Genomic DNA, 20,993 nt, shown 5'->3' with positions numbered 1-20,993 from the left:
TATAACGTCCGTGGAGGAAAAATCTTGACGCAATGTTCGAGTCCCGCCCCGGGCCGACAGGGTGGAAGGGTTTTATAATGTGTTCTTTGGAATTCTACGGTCGTTAAGGAAGCAGGGATGAAGCCTTTGGCTCGCATGTTGCGCAATGGTGTCGTGGCGGGTATTGCCGCGGTGGTGTGTGTTGGATTTCCGGTCGCTGCGCAGGCTGCGAAGGCCAAGCCTGCCAAGGCGGCCGCAGAACCGGCGGGGCCGACCGAGATCCGGCTCGTGCATCAGCTCAGCCCCGAGCGCGAAGAGGCGCTGCAGAAGATCGCAGCGCGCTTCAACGAAGGAAGCAAGGATTATCGTCTCGTCGTCAAGGCTGCGAGCTGGAGCGACACGGACGCGCCGCATATGGCGATCCTGGAGGGCAGCGCCGAAGACCAGTTCCTCGCCGACGGCAAGCCCCGCTACAAGGCCCTCTCCAGCGTGATGCGCGAAGCCGGCGTGCCGCTGCAGACGCTCAAGCCGCCCGCAATGATGGATCGCACCCTCACGGACGCAAAGGGCCAGTTGCTTGCGCTGCCAGTGGGGTTGTCGACGCCCGTCATGTACATCAACCGCAAGGAATTCCAGCGCGCGGGGCTCAATCCCGATACGCCGCCCAAGACCTGGTTCGACCTGCAGCAGGCCCTCGGCCAGCTCTTCGATGCGGGGTCGAAATGCCCCTACACCGTGTCCCAGCCCGGACGCGTCATGATCGGCAATACCAGTGCCTGGCACAACGAGCCGGTCGCGGCGCGCCAGGGAAAGGTCGAGCGCCCCGCCTTTAACGGCATGCTGCAGGTCAAGCACGTCGCGATGATGGCGAGTTGGCATCGCGCCCGCTACCTCCACACCTTTGACGCCCAGGCCGAGGCCGAGCAGCGCTTCGCGTCGGGCGAGTGTGCAGTCATTGCCGCACCGTCGTCGAGCTGGACCGATTTCCGCCGCAAGGCCGGATTCGACATCGCCATCGCGCCGTTGCCGTATCACGAGGATTTCCCGGGCGCCCCGCAGAACACCCTCGCCGACGGTGCCGCAATGTGGGTCGCGGCGGGCAAGAAGCCGGCCGAATACAAGGGCGTCGCCCGCTTTGTCGCCTTCTGGCTGCAACCGGAAAACCAGATCGCCTGGCAGCGCGAATCCGGCTATCTGCCGCTCAACCGCGCGGGCCTGTTTGCCGCCCAGAGCGACGTTCTCGGCGCAGACCTCGAGAACGTCAAGGTCGCCGTCGCGCAGCTCGGCAACAAGCCGGCGACACCGGACTCGAGCGCGTCCGGCTTCATCGGTCGCGCGCGCGTGCTGGGCATCCTCGACGAGGAGCTGAGCGCCGTGTGGGCCGACCGCAAGCCGGCCAAGGAAGCGCTGGACAACGCGGTAACGCGCGTCCAGGCGATGTTCCCGGTTTCGCGCTGAACCAGCCATGCACCGCCCGGAGTTTCCACTCCCCGCGGTGCTGGCGCACCGTTGCGGCGGAACGCTCGCGCCGGAGAACACGCTGGCCGGGCTTGCCGCCGCCGCCGCGAATGGCTGCCGCGGCGTGGAATTCGACGTGATGCTCAATGGCAGCGCGTCGCCCGTCCTGATCCACGACGAAACACTCGAGCGCACCACCAACGGCTACGGACCGGTCGCGCATACGACCGACGACGTCCTGTTCGCCCTCGATGCCGGCTCCTGGTTCGGCCCGCGCTTTGCGGGGGAGCCCGTTCCCTGTCTGGACCTCGCCGCGGCCCGCTGTCAGGCGCTGGGGCTGGCTGTGAACCTCGAGATCAAGCCGTCGCACGGAACCGACGCGGAAACGGCGGAGCGCGTCGTGCGTCGTGCGCGCACCCTGTGGGCCGCCGCGCCCGACATGGTGCTGCTGTCCTCGTTTTCCGAACCGGCGCTCGAAATCGCGGCGAAGCTCGCGCCCGGCCTGCGCCGCGGGCTGCTGGTCGAGACCGTGCCGTCCGACTGGCTCGCACGCTGCCGCCGGCTGCGCGCAGCCGCCCTGCATGTCGACCACCGTCACCTCGATGCAGCTTGCGTCGCTGCCGCGCGCGAGGCCGGACTATGGGTCGTGACCTACACGGTCAACGATCCAGTGCGGGCCGACACCCTGTTCGGTTGGGGTGTGGACTGCGTGATCAGCGACCGCCCGGATATCGTCAGGCCGCCGGGCCGGTGAGCGCCCACCTGCGCTCCGCGTGCGATTCTTGACGGCACGCCGCCCGCCCCCCTACCATCTTCCTTTTGTTCCGCCGGGCGCTTCATCTTGTCAACCAAGCAGCTCTACGCGCCGATCGCCGCCGACATGCAGGCGGTCGATGCGGTCATCCGCCAGCGTCTCCATTCCGACGTCGTCCTGATCCGCCAGGTTGCGGAGTACATCATCCACAGCGGCGGCAAGCGCATGCGTCCCGCGCTGGTACTGTTCGCCGCAGGCGCGATGGGATATCAGGGGACGAACCACCACCAGCTTGCAGCGGTCGTGGAGTTCATCCATACCGCGACCCTGCTGCACGACGACGTCGTGGACGAGTCGGAGCTGCGGCGCGGCAACAAGACTGCCAACGCAATGTTCGGCAATGCTGCTTCAGTGCTGGTTGGCGACTTCCTGTACACGCGCGCCTTCCAGATGATGGTCGGCGTCGACAACATGCGCGTGATGCAGGTGTTGGCCGATGCGACCAACATCATCGCCGAAGGTGAAGTGCTGCAACTGCTCAACTGCCACAACGCGGACGTCGAGATCGACGATTACCTGCGCGTGATCCGCTACAAGACCGCCAAGCTGTTCGAGGCCGCGACTCGCCTGGGGGCGATCCTGGGCGGTGCGGACGAAAAGACGGAAGCCTCGATCGCGGCCTTCGGCATGCACCTCGGTACGGCCTTCCAGTTGATCGACGACGTGCTCGACTATTCGTCGGACGAGGCTGCGACCGGCAAGCACCTCGGCGACGACCTGGCCGAAGGCAAGCCGACACTGCCGCTCATTCACACGATGCGGCACGGCACGCCTGAGCAGGCGGCGCTCGTGCGCAAGGCGATCGAGACCGGCGGGCGCGACGACTTCGAGGCCATCCTGGTCGCGATCCACGAATCCGGGGCGCTGGAGGAGACGCGTCGCTATGCGCGCGCCGAGGCAAAGCTGGCCACCGATGCGCTTTCTGTATTGCCCCCTTCCATTTTCAAAGAAGCGCTGCTACAATTATCGGACTTTGCAGTTGGTAGAGATCACTGACTACCGCAAAGCGTCGGGGAATAGCTCAGCCTGGTAGAGCACTGCGTTCGGGACGCAGGGGCCGGAGGTTCGAATCCTCTTTCCCCGACCAATAATTCCAGACAAGACCGCCGCTCGGCGGTCTTGTCGTTTTCGGGCCCGGAAGATGCAGGCGGGTTCGTTGCGCGTTACCATCGTCGTCAACACGGTGACGCACATTCGGAAACGCCGGTCATCCGATGGTCGGTGTGTGGAAATGACGCTCGATCAGCTTTCCCTGCTGCGGTACGGCGCTCTCGCATCGGAGTCGGGCGAGGATGGGGGGCCGTATGTCGTCCAGGTGGATGGCATGCGCGCGCTGCATTTCGAGGCGCTAACGGTGCAGAGCCAGATGCGGCTTGACGCTCCTGATGCGCTCGAGATCGACTATACGCGGGTGATGATGGGCTTCCTGCTCTTCAATCCGCAGCCGTGCGAGGTCGTGATGATTGGCCTTGGGGGCGGGTCGCTGGCGAAGTACTGTCTGCGCACCCTCCCGAATGTTCGTTTTACCGCCGTCGAGATCGATCCGCGCGTGATTGCGCTGCGCGATGCCTTCGGCGTTCCGCCAGACGGCGAGCGTTTCCGCGTGGTGTGTGCCGATGGTGCCGACTACGTCCGCGCGCGTGAACATGCTCCCGATGTGTTGCTTATCGACGGCTTCGACCGTGGTGGGCAGCCCGAACGCCTGTGTACGGCTGGCTTCTACGACGACTGTCACTCGATGCTCGCCCCCGGTGGGGTCATGGCGGTGAATCTCTGGTCTGGAGATCGGCGTTACGGACTCTACGCGTCGCGCATCCGCGAGAGCTTCGAGGATCGCTTCGTCGCGATCGGCGCCGAGCACGACAGCAACCGCATTGCGTTCGCATGCAAGGGGCGCGACTTTCCGCCGCGGCGCCGACAACTGTCGGAGCGTGCGCGAATGCTCGCCGCTCATCACGCGATTGGGATAATGTCGACGGCGCAACGCATCCAGCAGCGCCTCGAGCGTCGCGCACTTTACCGCCCCGATCTGTGGGACGATGACCGGCGGGGCGACTGAGGGCAGGGCCCGGCAGCAAATCACGCGGACCGGGCGCAAGCGAAGGAGGTCCGATCATGAGCCACAAGCATATCGCGCTGTTGCGCGCGATCTTTCAGGATCCGATCAGCGCCAACATCCATTGGCGCGAAATCGAATCGCTGCTCAATCACCTCGGAGCGACGATCGAGCCGGCGCACGGCGCGCGTTTCCGCATCGTACTCAACAAGGTCGAGGGATTTTTGCATTATCCGCACCACGGCAGCGCCTGCACGAAGCAGGACATCAAGCAGCTGCGTGAATATCTCGCCCATGCGGGGGTCAGTCCTTCGACGTACGAGCGGGACCACGGGGGCTAGTCATCGTGCTCCCGCTTTGCCCGGCGCGGGTAAAGCGCTTGCCGTCTGTCACATGTGTGTCGTGCCGTCTGGGTTATGCTGTCGGGGTCGAGCCCGGACGGTCGGGCCGGCTGTTTTCATAAATACAAAGCCCGTACCGGGCGCAATCGTTGTACCCCACATGGGGAATCAGGGGAAACTGACTGAGATGACTGAACAAACGCGCGATTATTCCGAGTTTCTCGGATACCGGCTCGAGGATCTGAAGGTGGGCATGAGCGCGGCGACCGGCCGCACCGTGACGGATGCCGATATCCTGATGTTCGCGGGAGTATCCGGCGACTGCAATCCGGCCCATCTCGATGACGAGTACGCCAAGGCCTCGATGTTCGGTGGGCGCATTGCGCATGGGATGCTGTCGGCCAGCTACATCTCTGCACTGTTCGCGAACAAGCTGCCCGGGCCGGGCTGCATCTACCTGTCGCAGACGCTCAAGTTCAAGGCGCCGGTGAAGCCGGGCGATACGGTGGTGGCGCGCGTCACGCTGAAGGAGCTGAATACGCCCAAGCGCCGTGCGATCTTCGATACGGTGTGCTCGGTGGGCGGAAGGGTGGTGCTGGAGGGGGAGGCGGAGATGCTGGTGCCCGCACGCGACTGACGCATCCGTGCCCGTCCGCGGGTCGCTGCGAAATAAAGCAAAACGGGAGGTCCGCGGTGAGCGGCCTCCCGTTTTGCATTCGGCTGTCGGCGATCAGGCGTCGCGGCGCTTGTCGCGTTCGATCAGCGCGTAGGCCGAGTGGTTGTGGATGGATTCGAAGTTCTCCGATTCGACGACGTAGCGGTCGATGCGCTTTTCCGCGTTGAGCAGGCCGGCGACGTCGCGCACCATGTCCTCGACGAACTTGGGGTTCTCGTAGGCACGCTCGGTCACGAACTTCTCGTCGGTGCGCTTGAGCAGGCCGTAGAGTTCGCACGAGGCCTGGCTTTCGACGAGCTGCACCAACTCCTCGATCCACAGGAAGTCGTTGGTCTGTGCGGTGACAGTGACGTGCGAGCGCTGGTTGTGGGCGCCGTATTCGGAGATCTTCTTCGAGCACGGGCACAGGCTCGTGACCGGCACGACGACCTTCATCTCGAACACGTACTCGCCGCCTTCGCGCATCTCCGCGAGGAAGGTGACTTCGTAGTCCATCAGGCTCTGGACGCCGGAGACCGGGGCCGTCTTGTTGATGAAGTACGGGAAGCTCATCTCGATGAGCCCGGTCTCGGCCTCGAGGCGCTTGACCATCTCGCGCAGCATCGGCTCGATGGATTCGACCGAGATCTCGCGTTCGTTGCCGTTGAGGATCTCGATGAAGCGCGACATGTGGGTTCCCTTGAAGTTGTGGGGAAGCCCGACATACATGCTGAAGGTCGCGATCGTGTGCTGCACGCCGCCGCTCTTGTCGCTGACGCGAATGGGGTGGCGAATAGACTTGATGCCAACCTTGTTGATGGCCAGCTGACGACTGTCGTTGGCGTTCTGGACGTCAGGGATGGCGTGGCTCTCGTGGGATTTCATGTCGCTTTCTCTGTTTGGTTCAGCCGGGCAATGCTACCATTTCCCGACAAATTCGCTCAGCTATTGCGCACATAGATGCGCTCAATGGCGCTCAGGATCCCCGCGGGGTGCAACCCGACCTGTTCGAACAGCTGGCTTTGGTCTCCATGATCGACGAAATGGTCCGGCAAGCCAAGCCTGAGCAGGCGGGGACGGTGGGGCAGGCTCTCGAGCACGCGCGCCACTTCGGAGCCCGCGCCGCCGATCACCGCGTTCTCCTCCAGTGTCACGATCAGTTCGTGGCTCGTGCCCAATTCTTCGATCAGCGCCGTGTCGATGGGTTTCACGAAGCGCATGTTTGCGACCGTCGCATCGAGCTCCTCGCCGACGAGGAGCGCGTTGGTCAGCAGGCTGCCGAAGGCGAGCAGGGCGACCTTCCGGCCCTGGCGGCGGATTTCGCCCTTGCCCAGCGGCAGTTCGGTCATCGTCGCCTCGGGACGCACGTTCATCCCGCTGCCGCGCGGATAGCGCACGGCCGTGGGGCCGTTGTGCCGGTAGGCGGTATAGAGCATCTGCCGGCATTCGTTCTCGTCGGACGGCGTCATCACGACCATGTTCGGGATGCAGGCGAGGTAGGACAGGTCGAAGGCGCCATGGTGCGTCGCGCCGTCTGCACCGACCACCCCCGCACGGTCGATCGCGAAGACGACGGGCAGGTTCTGCAGTGCGACGTCGTGGACGAGCTGGTCGTAGGCGCGTTGCAGGAAGGTCGAGTAGATCGCGACGACGGGCTTGAAGCCCTCGCATGCTAGGCCGGCGGCGAACGTGACAGCGTGCTGCTCGGCGATGCCGACGTCGTGGTAGCGCTCGGGGAATTCCTTGGCGAATCTCACCATGCCGGAGCCCTCGCGCATCGCCGGCGTGATGCCGATGACCTTGTCGTCACGCGCGGCGATGTCGCACAGCCAGTCGCCGAAGACCTGGGTGTAGGTGAGCTTGCCGCCGCCCTTGCCGCTCTGGATGCCGGCGCGGTGATCGAAGCTGGAGACGCCGTGATAGAGGATGGGATCGGCTTCGGCGAGCTTGTAGCCCTGGCCCTTGCGCGTGATCACGTGCAGGAACTGCAGGCCATTGAGCTTCTTGAGGTTCTGCAGCGTGGGGATCAGCGCGTCGAGGTCGTGGCCGTCGATCGGTCCGTAGTAGTGGAAGCCGAATTCCTCGAACAGGGTGCCCGGCGTGATCAGGCCCTTGACGTGTTCCTCGACCTTGCGCGCGAAGTCGAGCATGGGCGGGGCAACGCCCAGGACTTTCTCGCCGGCGCGCCGCGCGGCGTTGTAGGTGCTGCCCGACAGCATGCGCGCGAGGATCTTGGTCAGCGCGCCGACCGGCGGCGAGATCGACATCTCGTTGTCGTTGAGGATCACCAGCAGGTTCACGTCGCTGGTATCGCCGGCGTTGTTGAGCGCCTCGAAGGCCATGCCGGCCGACATCGCGCCGTCGCCGATGACCGCGATCGAGCGGCGTTCGCTGTCGCCGCGGTCGCGCGCGGCCACCGCCATGCCAAGCGCGGCAGAGATCGAGGTCGAGGAGTGCGCCGTCCCGAAGGTGTCGTACTCGCTTTCGCAGCGCCGCGGAAAGCCCGAGATGCCGCCGAACCGGCGCAGCCCGCTCATCGCTTCGCGGCGCCCGGTCAGGATCTTGTGGCCGTACGTCTGATGGCCGACGTCCCACACGATGCGGTCGTCCGGGGTGTTGAAGATGTAGTGCAGCGCGATCGTGAGCTCGACGGTGCCGAGGTTGGAGGACAGATGCCCGCCGGTCTTCGATACCGATTCGATCAGGAAGGCGCGCAACTCGGTCGCGAGGGCGTGCAGGTCGCGCCGGTCGAAGCGGCGCAGGTCGGACGGTGAGTCGATGCGGTGCAGCAGGGGGTACTGAGGCATTTTGATGTCCGGCAGGGCGGAATTCAGAATCGGCGGTGGACGATGAAACTCGCCAGTTCGTCCAGCCTTGCGGCCGCGGGGCCGAAGGATGCGATGGCGTCGCGGGCGTCGGCGAGCAGGACGTCGGCCAGCGTGCGTGCTTCGGACAGGCCGAGCAGCGTGACGTAGGTCGGCTTGTTGTGTTCCGCGTCCTTGCCGGCGGTCTTGCCCAGGGTGGCGGTGTCGGCCTGGGCGTCGAGGATGTCGTCGACGACCTGGAACAGCAGGCCGACGAGCTTGCCGTAGCGGTCGAGGCGGGCGAGTGCCTCGGGAGCGAGCGGTGCGCCCGCCTGCGCGCCCAGTAGCACCGAGGCCCGGATCAGGGCGCCGGTCTTATGGATGTGCATGAATTCGAGTTCTTCGCGCGTGAGCTGCTTGCCCACTGCGCCCAGGTCGATGGCCTGGCCGCCGGCCATGCCGCGCGAGCCCGAGGCGCGTGCGAGGAGGGTGACCATCTCGAGCTGCACGGCGGCATTGTCGCTCACGCGGTCTTCCGCGATGGCCTGGAAGGCGAGGGCCTGCAGGGCGTCGCCCACGAGCAGGGCGGTGGCTTCGTCGTATTCGACGTGCACGGTCGGCTTGCCGCGGCGCAGGACGTCGTCGTCCATGCACGGCAGGTCGTCATGGACGAGGGAGTAGGCGTGGATGAGTTCCACGGCACAGGCGAGGCGATCCAGGCGTGCGGGGGCGGCGCCGGCCAGCTGGCCCGCCGCGTGCACGAGCAGCGGACGTACGCGCTTGCCGCCGCCCAGTACGGCGTAACGCATCGCCTCGTGCAGGCGCTGCGGGGCGATGGACGCTTCGGGGAGGATGGCGCCGAGGGCGATTTCGGTGCGTTGCTGGATGGCTTCCATCCAGGCGGCGAAATGATTCCCGCTCACTCCGGACTCCTCCTGTCTTCGGGGTTGTCGAGTGGTGCGAGCGCGCCGTTCTCGAGCTGGAGCACGCGCTGCTCGGCTGCCTGCAGGGTCGCCTGGCAGTATTTCAGCAGGCCGGCGCCGCGCTGGTAGTGCTCCAGCGCCTGTTCCAGCGTGATGTTGCCGGTTTCCATTTCCTGCACGATCGATTCGAGTTCGGCGATGGCCGATTCGAAGGATTTCGGCGAGTTTGCCGTCTTTGCCATGACTCGAAGCGGGGCCAGTAAAAGGGAGAAAAGTAACCGATCGCGCTACTGGCGGTCAAATTACTTCTCGCATAAAATGATCTGCTGGTTTTTCCGAATTTCTTGACTTTTCATGGGAGGTTCGGGGGTGTCCGACCTTGCTTCCAAGGCCAAATTGTCCCCGGCGGTGTCTCAGTTGCCGGTGTCGGCGTATTTCGACGAAAGCATCTTCGAACTCGAAAAACGTCTGTTGTTCCAGGCCGGGCCGGGCTATGTCGGTCATGAACTGATGGTGCCGGAGGTCGGCAGCTATCGTTCCCTGGAGTGGCTCGACCATTCCAAGCTTCTGTTTCGTACCGGTGACGGCGTTCATCGGTTGTCGAACATCTGCCGCCATCGCCAGGCGATCATGCTCGAGGGTTCGGGCAAGGCCGACCGCATCGTCTGCCCGATCCACCGCTGGACCTACGACCAGCGGGGCGAACTGCTCGGCGCGCCGCATTTCGCCGAGAACCCCTGCCTCAATCTCAAGCGCGACGCGCTCGAAAACTGGAACGGCCTGCTCTTCGCCGGCCCGCGCTCGGCCGCAACCGATCTCGCCGGCATGAGCGTGGCCGAGCAGTACGATTTCTCCGGCTACAAACTCGATCGCGTCGAGATCCACGAGTGCAAGTACAACTGGAAGACCTTCATCGAGGTCTATCTGGAGGACTACCACGTCGTGCCCTTCCATCCTGGATTGGGCAACTTCGTGACCTGCGACGACCTGACCTGGCAGTTCGGCGACTGGTATTCGGTGCAGCGCGTGGGAATTACCTCGCTCGCGAAGCCGGGGTCGGCGACCTACCAGAAGTGGCACAAGGCGGTGCTCGATTACTACGGTGACAAGCGCCCGCAGCAAGGGGCGATCTGGCTCACTTACTATCCGAACGTGATGGTGGAGTGGTATCCGCACGTGCTGGTGGTCAGCACGCTCATTCCGCAGGAGGTGAACCGCACGACCAACGTCGTCGAGTTCTACTATCCGGAAGACATCGTGGAGTTCGAGCGCGAGTTCGTGGAGGCCGAGCAGGCGGCCTACATGGAGACGGCGATCGAGGACGACGTGATCGGCGAGCGCATGGACCGCGGCCGCTGGGCGCTGCTGCAGGAGGGGCGCAACGAGGTCGGGCCCTACCAGTCGCCGTACGAGGACGGGATGCAACACTTCCACGAGTTCTACCGCCGCATCATGGGCGAACATCTCTGACGGCGGACGGCGCTTCGCCGCGCCGTACATGATTCGCATATGAACGGGCCGCCCGCGGGCGGCCCGTTTTCTGCTCCGCGGTCAGGACCGCAATCCGCGCGCGTCTGCCACCGCATCGCCGTCGCGCAGGGTGGTGCGGCGCTCATGGCCCTTGCGCCAGCGCGCGAGCATGTCGTCGACAATGGAGTAGACGACCGGGATCACGAGCAGGCTGAGGAAGGTCGAGGTGATCAACCCGCCGATCACCGCGATCGCCATGGGGGCGCGGAAGGACGGATCGACCCCCAGGCCCAGTGCGATCGGCAGCATGCCGGCACCCATGGCAATGGTCGTCATGATGATCGGGCGGGCGCGCTTGTGGCAGGCGTCGATGACTGCATCGAAGCGGGACATGCCGTGATCGCGTCGCGCGACGATCGCATACTCGACGAGCAGGATGGAGTTCTTGCTGGTGACCCCCATCAGCATGATCAGGCCGATCAGCGAGGGCATCGAAAAGCTGCTGCCCGCGACGAGCAGGGCGACGAATGCGCCGCCCAGCGCGAGCGGCAGCGCAGCGAGGATGGTCACGGGCTGGGTGAATTCGCGGAACAGCAGGACGAGCACGAGGTAGATGCAGAGCACGCCGGTGAGCATCGCAAGGCCGAAGCTCTTGAACAGGATGCGCATCTCGTCGGCGTCACCGATGGGCAGCCAGATCACGCCCTGGGGGAGCGACCGCAGCGAGGGCAACGCCTGGACTTCGGCCTCGACCTCGCCCATCGGCCGGCTCGTGAGCTCGATGTCGAAGTTGATGTTGCGGCGGCGGTCGAAGCGGGCGATCTCGGACGGGCCACTTTCGATGCTGATGTCCGCGACATTGCCGAGCATGACGTTCCCTTGGCGTGCGGGAACCGGCAGGCGCGCGAGAAGTTCGAGATCGCCGCGCGCCGCTTCGGGCAGGCGAACGACGATGGGGATCTGGCGTTCGGAGAGGTTGAGCTTGGCGAGGCCGAAATCGTAGTCGCCGGCGGTGGCGATGCGCAGCGAATCCGAGATCGCCGCGGCGGTGACGCCGAGGTCGGCGGCACGGGCAAAATCCGGGCGCACGACGACCTCGGGACGCACGAGGCTCGCACTGGAGGTGACGTTGCCGATTCCGCGGATCGCGCGCAGGTCGCGTTCGACTTCCCGCGCCGCGCGAGACAGCACCGCCGGATCGTCGCCGATCAGCGTGAAAACGTACTTCTCGCCGCCGGCGCCGAGTCCGACGCGCACGCGCGCGCCGGGTAGACTGCGCAAGGCCTGACGCAGTTGCTCCTCGATCTGCTGCTTGGTGACGGTGCGTTCGCCGCGCGGGGTCAGGTTGATCGTGAGTGAGGCCTTGCGCACCTCGGGTGCGCCACCCACGTTGAAGGCGTCCGCGCCCGCGCTGCCGCCTCCTACCGCCGTGTAGACCTGCTTGACGTGCGGGTTCTGCGTGATGATCGCGCGGGCCTGTTCGGCCGCACGGGAGGTCTCGTTGAAGCGGCTTCCCGGCGGCAACTCGATCGACACGAGCGTCTGCGCGAGGTCGTCGGGCGGCATGAAGGCCGTGGGCAGGAGAGGAATGAGGGCGAGCGAGCCGACGAAGAAGCCGGTCGCCGCGAGCATCGTGGCCCAGCGATGGTTCAGGCACGCACGCACCCAGCCGAGGTAGGCCGTCGTGAGCCGCCCTTCGTGCGCCCTGGGCGGGACGGGGCGCAGCATGTAGGCAGACATCATGGGGGTGAGCATGCGGGCGACGAGCAGCGAAGCCATTACCGCGAGCGACGCGGTCCAGCCGAACTGCTTGAAGAACTTGCCGGAGATGCCGCTCATGAAGGCCGTCGGAAGAAACACGGCGACGAGGGTGAAGGTCGTGGCGATGACGGCGAGCCCGATCTCGTCGGCCGCTTCCATCGCCGCCTGATACGGGGTCTTGCCCATGCGCAGGTGGCGCACGATGTTCTCGATCTCGACGATGGCGTCGTCGACGAGGATGCCGATCACGAGCGACAGCGACAACAGCGTCACGACGTTGATGGTGAAGCCGAGGTATTCCATGCCGATCAGTGCGGGCAGCACGGACAGGGGCAATGCGGTTGCCGCCACGAAGGTCGCGCGCCAGTCGCGCAGGAAGAACCACACGACGATCACGGCGAGGATCGCCCCTTCGGCGAGCAGCCACAGGGAACCGTGGTAGCCCTCGCGGACCGGGTCGACGAAGTTGTAGGCCTCGCGGAAGGTGATGTCGGGATGCGCCGCGGCAAGCTCGTGGATGCGTCGGGCGACGCCTTCGGCGACCTCGATCTCGCCGGCGCCGCGTGCGCGCACGATCTCGAAACCGACGACCGGCTTGCCGTCCAGGAGCGCTGCCGAGCGCCGTTCGGCCACGGTGTCCTCGATCCTGCCGAGGCTGCCGAGGCGCACATTGCGTCCGTCGCTCAGCGCAATTTCCATGTCCGCAAGTTCCGAGGCGCTCAACGCCGTCGCCAGCGTTCTGACGGCCTGCTCGCCGCTGCCCAGATCGGCACGTCCCCCGGAGGATTCGAGCTGGATCTGCCGCAGCTGGCGGGAAATGTCGGCCACGGTGACGTTGAGCGCGAGCAGCCGGTCGGGGTCGAGTTCGAGGCGCACCTCGCGCGTGGCTCCACCGACGCGCGATACGAGGCCGACGCCCGGCACGGAGAGCAAGGCCTTCGCAACCGTGTTGTCGACGAACCACGACAGCCCTTCCTCGTCCAGGGTTGCAGAGGCGACGGTGTAGGTGACGATCGGCAGGCCGGAGAGGTTGAAGCGCTGGATGACCGGATCGCGCAGGTCGCCGGGCAGATCGGAACGTACGCGCGAGAAGGCATCGCGGACGTCATCGACGGCTTCCTGGGTAGGCTTCTCGAGCCGGAACTCGGTCGTGACCGTCGCGACCCCATCCTGGACGCGCGTGTAGATGTGCTTGACGTCCTGCAGCGTTGCGATCGAGTTCTCGATCTTGCGTGCCACCTCGGTTTCGAGTTGCGCAGGGGCCGCGCCGGGCAGGCTCGCAGTGAGCACGACCATGGGCAGGTCGATGTCCGGGAAGTTCTGCACCTTCATCCGGTCGAAAGACAGCATGCCGAGCATGCTCAGCAGGATGAACAGGAGCACGCCGGGAACCGGGTTGCGGATCGACCACGCCGAGACGTTCATCGCGGGCGCCTCACTGCTGCGGCGAGGCGGCCGGTGTGGCTGCCGCTATGTCGACCAGGTCACCGTCGTTGAGAAAACCGACGCCGCTGCGGACGAAGCGCTCGCCTTCGGCAACGCCGGCGAGGATCTCCACGCTGTCACCCCGCCGCCTGCCGGGCGTCACGCGGACCTGTGCCAGCTTGTTGTCGGGGCCGATCCGGAAGACGTAGGAGAAGCCATCGCGCAGTAACACGGCCGATTGCGGCAGGCTGAGCGCGTGGGCGAGTTCCTGGGCGACGGGGGTGATTTCGCCGGTGGCAAACATGCCCGCCTTGGCCCCGCTTTGGTCGAGATCGACGTAAACGATTCCGTTGCGCGTCTGCGGGTCGATCGATGGGGCGATGCTACGCACACGGCCGGTCACGGTTTCTCCGCCGGCGAGTTTCAGCTTGGCGGCGTCGCCGGAACGGATCTCGCCGATGTCTTCGGCCGCGACCTCGGCGCGCCACTCGAGGCGCCCCTGAAGGATGAGACGGTAGAGTTCCTGTCCCGCCTGCGGGACGGTTCCCACCGTTGCTGCGCGACCGGAGATGAGCGCATCGTCGGGCGCCAGGATGCGGGTCTGGCGGACGCGCAACTCGGCCAGCTGGACGCGTGCGGCGGCGAGCTCGATGCGCGACTTTGCGGTCTGTTCGGCCGTCAGGTATTGCGTGACCTGTTGCTCGCTCATCATGCCCGTCGGCTGGAAACGCCGCGCGCGATCGCCGTTGGCGCGTGCTTCGGCGTGCATCGCGCGAGCCTCCTGAAGTTGGGCGCGCGCCTGGGCGAGATCGGCCTGCACGACGGCGTCGTCGAGCGTCACGAGTATCTGCCCCTTGGTCACGTGATCGCCGACGTTCGCATGCACCTGCGCGATGCGCAGCCCCCCGATCTCGCTGCCGACGATCGTCTCCTGCCATGCGGCGACGTTGCCGGTTGCGGGAGTCGATCGGCTCCATGCGACGGGCTCCGGGTTCGTGACCTCGACCGTGAGGGCCGGCCGGGCAGCGGACGTCGCCGCATTGGGGGCGTTCTGCGGCACATCGGCATTCGGTGCGCTGCACGCCCCGAGGATGGCGAGCGCCATGGCCGGCACCAGTACCGTCAGCCGTTCGGAATGTTTGCGTTTCATCGCGGGAGGGGCTCCCCTGGGGCTGCTGGTCGTCACCCCGGCTCGAGCGACACGCCGGTCGTGGTGTATCCGGACGCGCGATCGGGGGCGGTTATTAACCCGGTGACCGAATACCGTCCGGGCTGAGCCCTTCGAAAGGCTCGGGGCGAACGGAGGTATTTGATTGCCGCCTTAACAGCTGCCGCACGATGCGCGATAACGGCATATTTAGCCCTCTTGTTCGCGGCTTGGCAACACGTGCGCGCAGGCGTGACGGGGCGCCGGCCCGCCCTGGCCCCTTTCCGGAGGAGCCCGGCGGGTTTGCGCTCAGGCGTCGGCCTGCAGCTCTTTCGGTAGCGGGAAGGTGACGCGCTCGGGAACGCCTTCGAGGGTGCGCACCGAGCCGCCGCCGAGGACCTTGAGACGTTCGATGACGGCGCCGACGAGCACTTCCGGGGCGGAGGCGCCGGCGGTCACGCCGATGCGTTTCCTGCCCGCGATCCAGGCCGGGTCGATGCCCTCGGCGTTGTCGATCAGATAGGCGGGCACGCCGAGCAGCTCGGCGACCTCGCGCAGGCGGTTGGAATTGGAGCTGTTGCGCGAGCCGACGACGAAGACGATGTCGACACGCGGGGCCATGAACTTGACCGCGTCCTGCCGGTTCTGCGTCGCGTAGCAGATGTCGTCCTTTTTCGGGCCGACGATCGCCGGGAAGCGTTCGCGCAGGGCCGCGACGAGGGTGGCCGCGTCATCCACCGACAGGGTGGTCTGGGTGACATAGGCGAGCTTTTCGGGGTCGGCGACCTGCAGCGTCGCGACGTCCTCGACCTTTTCGACGAGATGGATGCCGTCCTTCACCTGTCCCATCGTGCCCTCGACCTCGGGGTGGCCCTTGTGCCCGATCATGACGAGTTCGCGGCCCTGTTCGCGCATGCGGGCGACCTCGATATGCACCTTGGTGACGAGCGGGCAGGTGGCGTCGAACACGCGCAGGCCGCGCTTCTCGGCTTCCGCGCGCACCGCCTGGGGCACCCCGTGGGCGCTGAAGATGACGGTGCTGCCCGCAGGCACTTCGTCGAGTTCCTCGACGAAGACCGCGCCCTTGGCGCGCAGGTCATCCACCACGAACTTGTTGTGCACGACCTCGTGGCGCACGTAGATCGGTGCGCCGAAGCGCGCCAGTGCGCGTTCGACGATCTCGATCGCCCGTTCCACCCCGGCGCAGAAGCCACGCGGATTGGCGAGCAGGATTTCGGAATCGTTCATCTTGATCTCTGTGTGGGGTTGGGGCCGGCCGCTTGCGGCGTCAGAGGACGCCGATGACTTCGACCTCGAAGCGGATCGTCTTGCCGGCGAGCGGGTGGTTGAAGTCGACGATCGCGCGGACCGCGTCGATCTCGCGCACGAGGCCGGAGTAGCGGGTGCCATCGGGTGCGCCGAACTCCATGATCGTCATCGGTTCGATTTCCTCTTCCGGCATGTGTTCGCGCTTCACGTGCTCGACGAGTTCCGGATTGTAGGGGCCGAAGGCCTGTTCCGGCGCCAGCGTGAACTGTTGGTGGGTACCGACTTCGAGGCCTTCGAGCACGCGCTCGAGACTCGGGAGGAGGTCGCCGCAGCCGAGCTGCAGGGTCGCAGGCGTGCCCTCGAATGTGCTGATGAGCGGCTGGCCGTTTTCGAGGGCGATGCGGTAGTGCAGCGTTACGAGGCTGTTCGGTTGGACGGTCTGCGTCACGAGGGGTTCTCCGGATTGGTGTTGCTGGTGGTGCGTGGGGCGCGGAACTGCGCCCACAGCATCAGGGCGACCCCGACGGTGATCGCCGAGTCAGCCACGTTGAAGGCCGGCCAGCCGTAGCGACCGACGTGGAAGTAAAGGAAGTCGACGACGGCGCCGTGTACCAGGCGGTCTATGACATTGCCCAGTGCGCCGCCGATCAGCAGGCTGAAGGCCAGCGGCAGGAGGGTCTCGCGGTGGTGCTGGCGTAGCAGCGCAAGGAGCCAGCCGCTGACGCCGAGCGCGAGGATGACGAAGAACCAGCGCTGCCAGCCGGAGTGGTCGGCCAGGAAGCTGAACGCGGCGCCCGGGTTGAACACCAGCACGAGCTGGAAGAAGCCCGTGACCGGGATGGCCTCGCCGAAGTCGAGCTGCGACAGCACCAGCCATTTCGTCAGCTGGTCGAGGACGATCACCAGCGCCACGAGTTCCAGCCAGCCGAAGAAGCGGCGCGTCAGCGCGGGGGCGCCGCCGGCCGCTTGCGGGGCTGCGGCGGAATCACGCATGGATGCGCGTTTCCCCGGCGCCGACGAGATTGTCGTGGCAGCGGCCGCACAGTTCGGGGTGCTCGGCGTGGCTGCCGACGTCGGCGCGGAAGTGCCAGCAGCGGCCGCACTTGGCGTGCTCCGACGAGACCGCGTCGACGCCCTCCGTCGCCTCGTCCGCGGCGCGCACGAGCTCGGCGCGCGAGGTGATCAGCGCGAAGCGCAGGTCGTCGCCGAGGCTCGCCAGCGCATCGTATTTCGCGCCGCTCGCGCGCACGACGACTTCGGCCTGCAGCGAGGAGCCGATCTTGCCTTCGGTTCGCAGGCCTTCGAGGACCTTCTGCACCTTGGCGCGTTCCTCGCGGATCAGCGTCCAGCGGGCGACCAGCGCTTCGCTGTCGGCAAGCGCGGGCAGCTCGTGCCAGGTGTGCAGCATCACGCTGTCGTCCGCGCCCTGGCCGATCAGTGCCCAGATCTCCTCCGCGGTGAAGGACAGGATGGGCGCCATCATGCGGGTGAGGGCCTGGGTGATGTGCCACAGGGCGGTCTGCGCAGCACGGCGGGCGCGCGAGTCCGCTTGCGCCGTGTACAGGCGGTCCTTGAGGATGTCGAGGTAGAACGCGCCGAGGTCCTCGGCGGCGAAGTTCTGCAGTGCCTGCACGATCTTGTGGAACTCGTAGCGTCCGTAGTCGGCGGTCACCTGTTCCTGCAGGCGCTGCGTCAGCGCCAGCGCGTAGTGGTCGATGTCGAGCCACTCGGCGACCGGCACGGCGTCCTTGGCGATGTCGAAGTCGGCGGTGTTGGCGAGCAGGAAGCGCAGGGTGTTGCGCAGGCGGCGATAGACTTCGACGACGCGGTCGAGGATCTCCTTGGAAATCGTCAGCTCGCCCGAATAGTCGGTGGCGGCGACCCACAGGCGCAGGATCTCGGCGCCCAGTTTGTCGGAGACTTCCTGCGGGGCGACGACGTTGCCTTTCGACTTCGACATCTTCTTGCCTTGGCCGTCGACGACGAAGCCGTGCGTGAGCAGGCCGTCGTATGGGGCGCGGCCATCGACGGCGCAACCGGTCAGCAGTGAGGAATGGAACCAGCCGCGGTGCTGGTCGGAGCCCTCGAGGTAGAGGTCCGCCGGCCAGCGGCTGACATCGGTGTGCGAACCGCGCAGCACCGTCCAGTGGGTGGTGCCGGAGTCGAACCAGACGTCGAGGGTGTCGCGCATCTTGTCGTATTGCGCGGCCTCGGCGCCGAGGAGTTCGGCGGGGTCGAGCTTGAACCAGGCGTCGATGCCTTCCTTTTCGACGCGCTTGGCGACTTGCTCCAGGAGTTCGAGGCTCTTCGGATGCGGTTCGCCGCTTTCCTTGTCGAGGAACAGCGGAATCGGCACGCCCCAGTTGCGCTGGCGCGACACGCACCAGTCGGGACGGTTGGCGATCATCGAGTGCAGGCGGGCCTTGCCCCAGGACGGGAAGAACTGGGTGTCGTCGATTGCCTTGAGCGCGAGTTCGCGCAGCGTCGGGGCGCCGGGCTCGACGGCGTCGCGCCCGGGCAGGCGGTCCATGCCGACGAACCACTGGGTGGTCGCGCGGTAGATCACCGGCGTCTTGTGGCGCCAGCAGTGCATGTAGCTGTGCGTGAGGTTGCCCGAGGCGAACAGGCTGCCGACTTCGGCGAGCTTCTCGACGATCTTCGGGTTGGCGTCCCATACCGACAGGCCGCCGAAGAAGGGCAGGCTCTCGTGGAACACGCCGTCGCCCTGCACCGGGTTGAGGATGTCGTCGTTGCGCATGCCGTAGCGCATGCACGACTGGAAGTCGTCCAGGCCGTAGGCAGGCGCGCTATGCACGATGCCGGTACCGGCGTCGGCCGCGACGTAGTCGCCGAGGAAGACGGGCGACACACGGTCGTAGAAGGGGTGGCGGAACTGGATGCGGTCGAGCGCGACGCCGCGTGCGGCGGCGAGCACGCGGCCCTCGAGCTGGTAGCGTTCAAGGGCGGACGCGCGCAGTTCGGCGGCGAGGATGACGAGGCCCTTCGGGGTCTCGATCAGTTCGTACATCAGTTCGGGATGGACGTTGAGCGCCTGGTTCGACGGGATCGTCCACGGGGTCGTGGTCCAGATCACGATGTAGACCGGCTGCTCGGGCAGGGCGGCGAGGCCGAATGCGCGCGCGAGCTTGTCGCGCTCTCCATCGGCGAGGGGGAAGCCGACGTCGATCGCGGGCGACTTCTTGTCCTGGTATTCGACTTCCGCCTCGGCCAGGGCCGAGCCGCAGTCGAAGCACCAGTTCACGGGCTTCAGGCCCTTGAACAGGAAGCCCTTGCGGTACATCTCGCCGAGCGCGCGGATCTCGTCGGCCTCGTTGGAGAACTGCATCGTGCGGTAGGGGTTGTCCCAGTCGCCGAGCACGCCCAAGCGGATGAAGTCCTTCTTCTGACGCTCGATCTGCTCGCCGGCGTACTCGCGGCACAGCTCGCGCGCGCGGTCGGCGGGCAGGTGCTTGCCGTGCTGCTTCTCGATCTGGTGCTCGATCGGCAGGCCGTGGCAGTCCCAGCCCGGCACGTAGGGCGCGTCGAAGCCCGCCATGGTCTTCGAGCGGACGATGATGTCCTTGAGGATCTTGTTCACCGCGTGGCCGATGTGGATGTCGCCGTTCGCGTAGGGGGGGCCGTCGTGGAGGATGAACTTCGGCCGGCCGGCCGAGGCCTTGCGGATCTTCTGGTAGAGCTTCTTCTGTTGCCAGGCGGCGATCCAGCCCGGCTCCCGCTTGGCGAGGTCGCCGCGCATCGGGAAGGGGGTGTCGGGCAGGTTGAGCGTCTTGCGGTAGTCAGCCATGGTGGGTTCGGGCCTCGAAGGCAATCAGGGGCAATTGGTGGGGCAGACGGGATTTTCGGCAAACCAGGCGCGGGCATCGGCCGCGTCCTTGGCGATCTGGGCCTTGAGGGCGTCGAGCGAAGCGAACTTCGTTTCGTCGCGCAGTTTTTTCAGGAAGTGCACACGCAGGTGGGCGTCGTAGCAGTCGCGCGTCCAGTCGAAGAGGTGGACTTCGAGCGTGGGCTTGCCGGCGCCGGTCACCGACGGTCGCACGCCGATGTTGGCGACGCCCGTGACCGGGGTTTCACCAAGGCCTTCGACGCTGACCGCGAACACGCCGGCAAGCGCGGGGCGGCGGTGCTTCATCTGGATGTTGGCGGTCGGAAAGCCGAGCTGGCGGCCGATGCGGTCGCCGCGGACGACGCGTCCGGCGATGCTGTAGGGGCGTCCGAGCAGACGCGCGGCATGGGCAAGATCGCCTTCGGCGAGCGCCTCGCGCACGGCCGAGCTGGAGGCGCGTTCGCCCGCGACGTCCAGCGTGGGCATCGCCTCCACGACGAAACCCTGTTGCACGCCGCGTTGCTCGAGCAGTGCGAAGTCGCCCTGGCGGCGTGCGCCAAAGCGGAAGTCGTCGCCGATGATGAGGTGGCGCACGCCGAGACCGCACACGAGGATGTCGTCGATGAACTGGTCGGCCGTCACGGCCGCGAAGCGGGAATCGAAACGGCAGACGTGGACGCGGTCGACGCCGGCGGCGGCGAGCAGCAGCAGCTTTTCACGCAGTGATGCGAGGCGGGCGGGGGCGTCGTCCGGCGAGAAGTACTCGCGCGGATGCGGCTCGAACGTCATCACCACCGCTGGCAGCGACATTGCGCGCGCGGTGTTCATGAGCATCTGGAGCAACGCCTGATGGCCGCGATGCACGCCGTCGAAATTGCCGATGGTGAGCACCGAGGGGTGTGCGGCGTGCCCGGGAATCCCGCGAAAAACCTGCATAACCGCCTGAAAAAAGCCGTAATTATAACGGCAACGCGCCCGCTCTGGGGCGGGCGCTGAAGGTGTTTGCGGGAACGCCACGAGCGGGAAGCTGCCGCCCGTGCCGGCGTC

Annotated in this window: 18 protein-coding genes and 1 tRNA gene; 8 read left to right on the top strand and 11 right to left on the bottom strand. The window is 66.1% G+C overall.

Annotated features, from left to right (window positions below):
• Positions 1-117: 117 nt before the first annotated feature.
• From U5817_RS18505 to U5817_RS18475, 7 genes are all read left to right on the top strand, one after another.
• The gene (locus U5817_RS18505; RefSeq protein ID WP_407278369.1) at positions 118-1,437 is read left to right on the top strand and encodes an extracellular solute-binding protein; all 1,320 of its coding nucleotides are present in this window, start codon (positions 118-120) and stop codon (positions 1,435-1,437) included.
• A gap of 7 nt (positions 1,438-1,444) precedes the next feature.
• On the top strand, positions 1,445-2,191 hold the full coding sequence (gene ugpQ, locus U5817_RS18500) for a glycerophosphodiester phosphodiesterase (RefSeq protein WP_407278368.1): 747 nt from the start codon (positions 1,445-1,447) through the stop codon (positions 2,189-2,191).
• Positions 2,192-2,278: 87 nt separating this feature from the next.
• A complete protein-coding gene (gene ispB / locus U5817_RS18495; RefSeq protein ID WP_169129686.1) occupies positions 2,279-3,247 on the top strand; it encodes an octaprenyl diphosphate synthase in 969 nt (322 codons plus the stop codon).
• A gap of 14 nt (positions 3,248-3,261) precedes the next feature.
• Positions 3,262-3,338 (top strand) — tRNA-Pro (locus U5817_RS18490).
• Positions 3,339-3,482: 144 nt separating this feature from the next.
• Positions 3,483-4,310, top strand: a complete 828-nt coding sequence (locus U5817_RS18485; protein WP_407278367.1) for a transferase — start codon at positions 3,483-3,485, stop codon at positions 4,308-4,310.
• A gap of 56 nt (positions 4,311-4,366) precedes the next feature.
• Positions 4,367-4,648: a type II toxin-antitoxin system HicA family toxin gene (locus U5817_RS18480; RefSeq protein WP_169129690.1), complete on the top strand. Its 282-nt coding sequence runs from the start codon at positions 4,367-4,369 to the stop codon at positions 4,646-4,648.
• Positions 4,649-4,835: 187 nt separating this feature from the next.
• Positions 4,836-5,285: a MaoC family dehydratase gene (locus U5817_RS18475; RefSeq protein ID WP_407278366.1), complete on the top strand. Its 450-nt coding sequence runs from the start codon at positions 4,836-4,838 to the stop codon at positions 5,283-5,285.
• A 93-nt stretch (positions 5,286-5,378) separates the two neighbouring features.
• On the opposite strand, the gene folE2 is transcribed toward U5817_RS18475, so the two are convergent.
• Genes folE2 through xseB form a run of 4 tightly spaced genes read right to left on the bottom strand, consistent with a single transcriptional unit; the run spans position 5,379 to position 9,272 of the window.
• Positions 5,379-6,188: a GTP cyclohydrolase FolE2 gene (gene folE2, locus U5817_RS18470; RefSeq protein WP_169129694.1), complete on the bottom strand. Its 810-nt coding sequence runs from the start codon at positions 6,186-6,188 to the stop codon at positions 5,379-5,381.
• A gap of 56 nt (positions 6,189-6,244) precedes the next feature.
• A complete protein-coding gene (dxs, locus tag U5817_RS18465) occupies positions 6,245-8,110 on the bottom strand; it encodes a 1-deoxy-D-xylulose-5-phosphate synthase (protein ID WP_407278365.1) in 1,866 nt (621 codons plus the stop codon).
• 23 nt (positions 8,111-8,133) lie between these two features.
• Entirely contained in the window at positions 8,134-9,003 is an 870-nt protein-coding gene (locus U5817_RS18460) for a polyprenyl synthetase family protein (protein ID WP_169129748.1), read from the bottom strand.
• Positions 9,004-9,026: 23 nt separating this feature from the next.
• Positions 9,027-9,272 carry an exodeoxyribonuclease VII small subunit gene (gene xseB, locus U5817_RS18455; RefSeq protein WP_169129698.1) on the bottom strand — a complete coding sequence of 82 codons (246 nt, stop codon included), beginning with the start codon at positions 9,270-9,272 and terminating at the stop codon, positions 9,027-9,029.
• A gap of 127 nt (positions 9,273-9,399) precedes the next feature.
• On the opposite strand from xseB, the gene U5817_RS18450 reads away from it, so the two are divergent.
• Positions 9,400-10,500 (top strand): aromatic ring-hydroxylating oxygenase subunit alpha, encoded by a 1,101-nt coding sequence (locus U5817_RS18450; RefSeq protein ID WP_407278364.1) that lies wholly within the window; start codon positions 9,400-9,402, stop codon positions 10,498-10,500.
• An 81-nt stretch (positions 10,501-10,581) separates the two neighbouring features.
• Here U5817_RS18450 and U5817_RS18445 read toward each other — a convergent pair whose 3' ends face one another.
• The 7 genes from U5817_RS18445 to U5817_RS18415 all read right to left on the bottom strand — a co-directional run bounded on the left by U5817_RS18445 (position 10,582) and on the right by U5817_RS18415 (position 20,882).
• The gene (locus U5817_RS18445) at positions 10,582-13,686 is read right to left on the bottom strand and encodes an efflux RND transporter permease subunit (protein WP_407278363.1); all 3,105 of its coding nucleotides are present in this window, start codon (positions 13,684-13,686) and stop codon (positions 10,582-10,584) included.
• Positions 13,687-13,696: 10 nt separating this feature from the next.
• Positions 13,697-14,836: an efflux RND transporter periplasmic adaptor subunit gene (locus tag U5817_RS18440; RefSeq protein WP_407278362.1), complete on the bottom strand. Its 1,140-nt coding sequence runs from the start codon at positions 14,834-14,836 to the stop codon at positions 13,697-13,699.
• 306 nt (positions 14,837-15,142) lie between these two features.
• Positions 15,143-16,081: a 4-hydroxy-3-methylbut-2-enyl diphosphate reductase gene (ispH, locus tag U5817_RS18435; protein WP_407278361.1), complete on the bottom strand. Its 939-nt coding sequence runs from the start codon at positions 16,079-16,081 to the stop codon at positions 15,143-15,145.
• A 40-nt stretch (positions 16,082-16,121) separates the two neighbouring features.
• Positions 16,122-16,550, bottom strand: a complete 429-nt coding sequence (locus U5817_RS18430) for an FKBP-type peptidyl-prolyl cis-trans isomerase (protein WP_169129708.1) — start codon at positions 16,548-16,550, stop codon at positions 16,122-16,124.
• Positions 16,547-17,095: a signal peptidase II gene (lspA, locus tag U5817_RS18425; RefSeq protein ID WP_407278360.1), complete on the bottom strand. Its 549-nt coding sequence runs from the start codon at positions 17,093-17,095 to the stop codon at positions 16,547-16,549. Before lspA ends, U5817_RS18430 begins: the two co-directional genes overlap by 4 nt.
• The gene (ileS, locus tag U5817_RS18420; protein ID WP_407278359.1) at positions 17,088-19,907 is read right to left on the bottom strand and encodes an isoleucine--tRNA ligase; all 2,820 of its coding nucleotides are present in this window, start codon (positions 19,905-19,907) and stop codon (positions 17,088-17,090) included. The genes lspA and ileS overlap by 8 nt, the downstream gene beginning before the upstream one ends.
• A 24-nt stretch (positions 19,908-19,931) precedes the next feature.
• Positions 19,932-20,882, bottom strand: a complete 951-nt coding sequence (locus U5817_RS18415) for a bifunctional riboflavin kinase/FAD synthetase (RefSeq protein WP_407278358.1) — start codon at positions 20,880-20,882, stop codon at positions 19,932-19,934.
• Positions 20,883-20,993 lie beyond the last annotated feature (111 nt).

The organism is Aromatoleum evansii, assembly GCF_045689615.1.
Lineage (GTDB): Bacteria > Pseudomonadota > Gammaproteobacteria > Burkholderiales > Rhodocyclaceae > Aromatoleum > Aromatoleum evansii.
This window is presented reverse-complemented; position numbering and strand designations above follow the sequence as displayed.

What these genes read in the sequence shown, in the direction of transcription:
- U5817_RS18460 (WP_169129748.1), bottom strand. Translation starts at nt 9,003, where the DNA reads ATGGAAGCCATCCAGCAACGCACCGAAATCGCCCTCGGCGCCATCCTC.
- U5817_RS18445 (WP_407278363.1), bottom strand. Translation starts at nt 13,686, where the DNA reads ATGAACGTCTCGGCGTGGTCGATCCGCAACCCGGTTCCCGGCGTGCTC.
- U5817_RS18485 (WP_407278367.1), top strand. Translation starts at nt 3,483, where the DNA reads ATGACGCTCGATCAGCTTTCCCTGCTGCGGTACGGCGCTCTCGCATCG.
- U5817_RS18505 (WP_407278369.1), top strand. Translation starts at nt 118, where the DNA reads ATGAAGCCTTTGGCTCGCATGTTGCGCAATGGTGTCGTGGCGGGTATT.
- ileS (WP_407278359.1), bottom strand. Translation starts at nt 19,907, where the DNA reads ATGGCTGACTACCGCAAGACGCTCAACCTGCCCGACACCCCCTTCCCG.
- U5817_RS18440 (WP_407278362.1), bottom strand. Translation starts at nt 14,836, where the DNA reads ATGAAACGCAAACATTCCGAACGGCTGACGGTACTGGTGCCGGCCATG.
- U5817_RS18480 (WP_169129690.1), top strand. Translation starts at nt 4,367, where the DNA reads ATGAGCCACAAGCATATCGCGCTGTTGCGCGCGATCTTTCAGGATCCG.
- dxs (WP_407278365.1), bottom strand. Translation starts at nt 8,110, where the DNA reads ATGCCTCAGTACCCCCTGCTGCACCGCATCGACTCACCGTCCGACCTG.
- folE2 (WP_169129694.1), bottom strand. Translation starts at nt 6,188, where the DNA reads ATGAAATCCCACGAGAGCCACGCCATCCCTGACGTCCAGAACGCCAAC.
- lspA (WP_407278360.1), bottom strand. Translation starts at nt 17,095, where the DNA reads ATGCGTGATTCCGCCGCAGCCCCGCAAGCGGCCGGCGGCGCCCCCGCG.
- ugpQ (WP_407278368.1), top strand. Translation starts at nt 1,445, where the DNA reads ATGCACCGCCCGGAGTTTCCACTCCCCGCGGTGCTGGCGCACCGTTGC.
- xseB (WP_169129698.1), bottom strand. Translation starts at nt 9,272, where the DNA reads ATGGCAAAGACGGCAAACTCGCCGAAATCCTTCGAATCGGCCATCGCC.
- U5817_RS18475 (WP_407278366.1), top strand. Translation starts at nt 4,836, where the DNA reads ATGACTGAACAAACGCGCGATTATTCCGAGTTTCTCGGATACCGGCTC.
- ispH (WP_407278361.1), bottom strand. Translation starts at nt 16,081, where the DNA reads ATGAACGATTCCGAAATCCTGCTCGCCAATCCGCGTGGCTTCTGCGCC.
- U5817_RS18415 (WP_407278358.1), bottom strand. Translation starts at nt 20,882, where the DNA reads ATGCAGGTTTTTCGCGGGATTCCCGGGCACGCCGCACACCCCTCGGTG.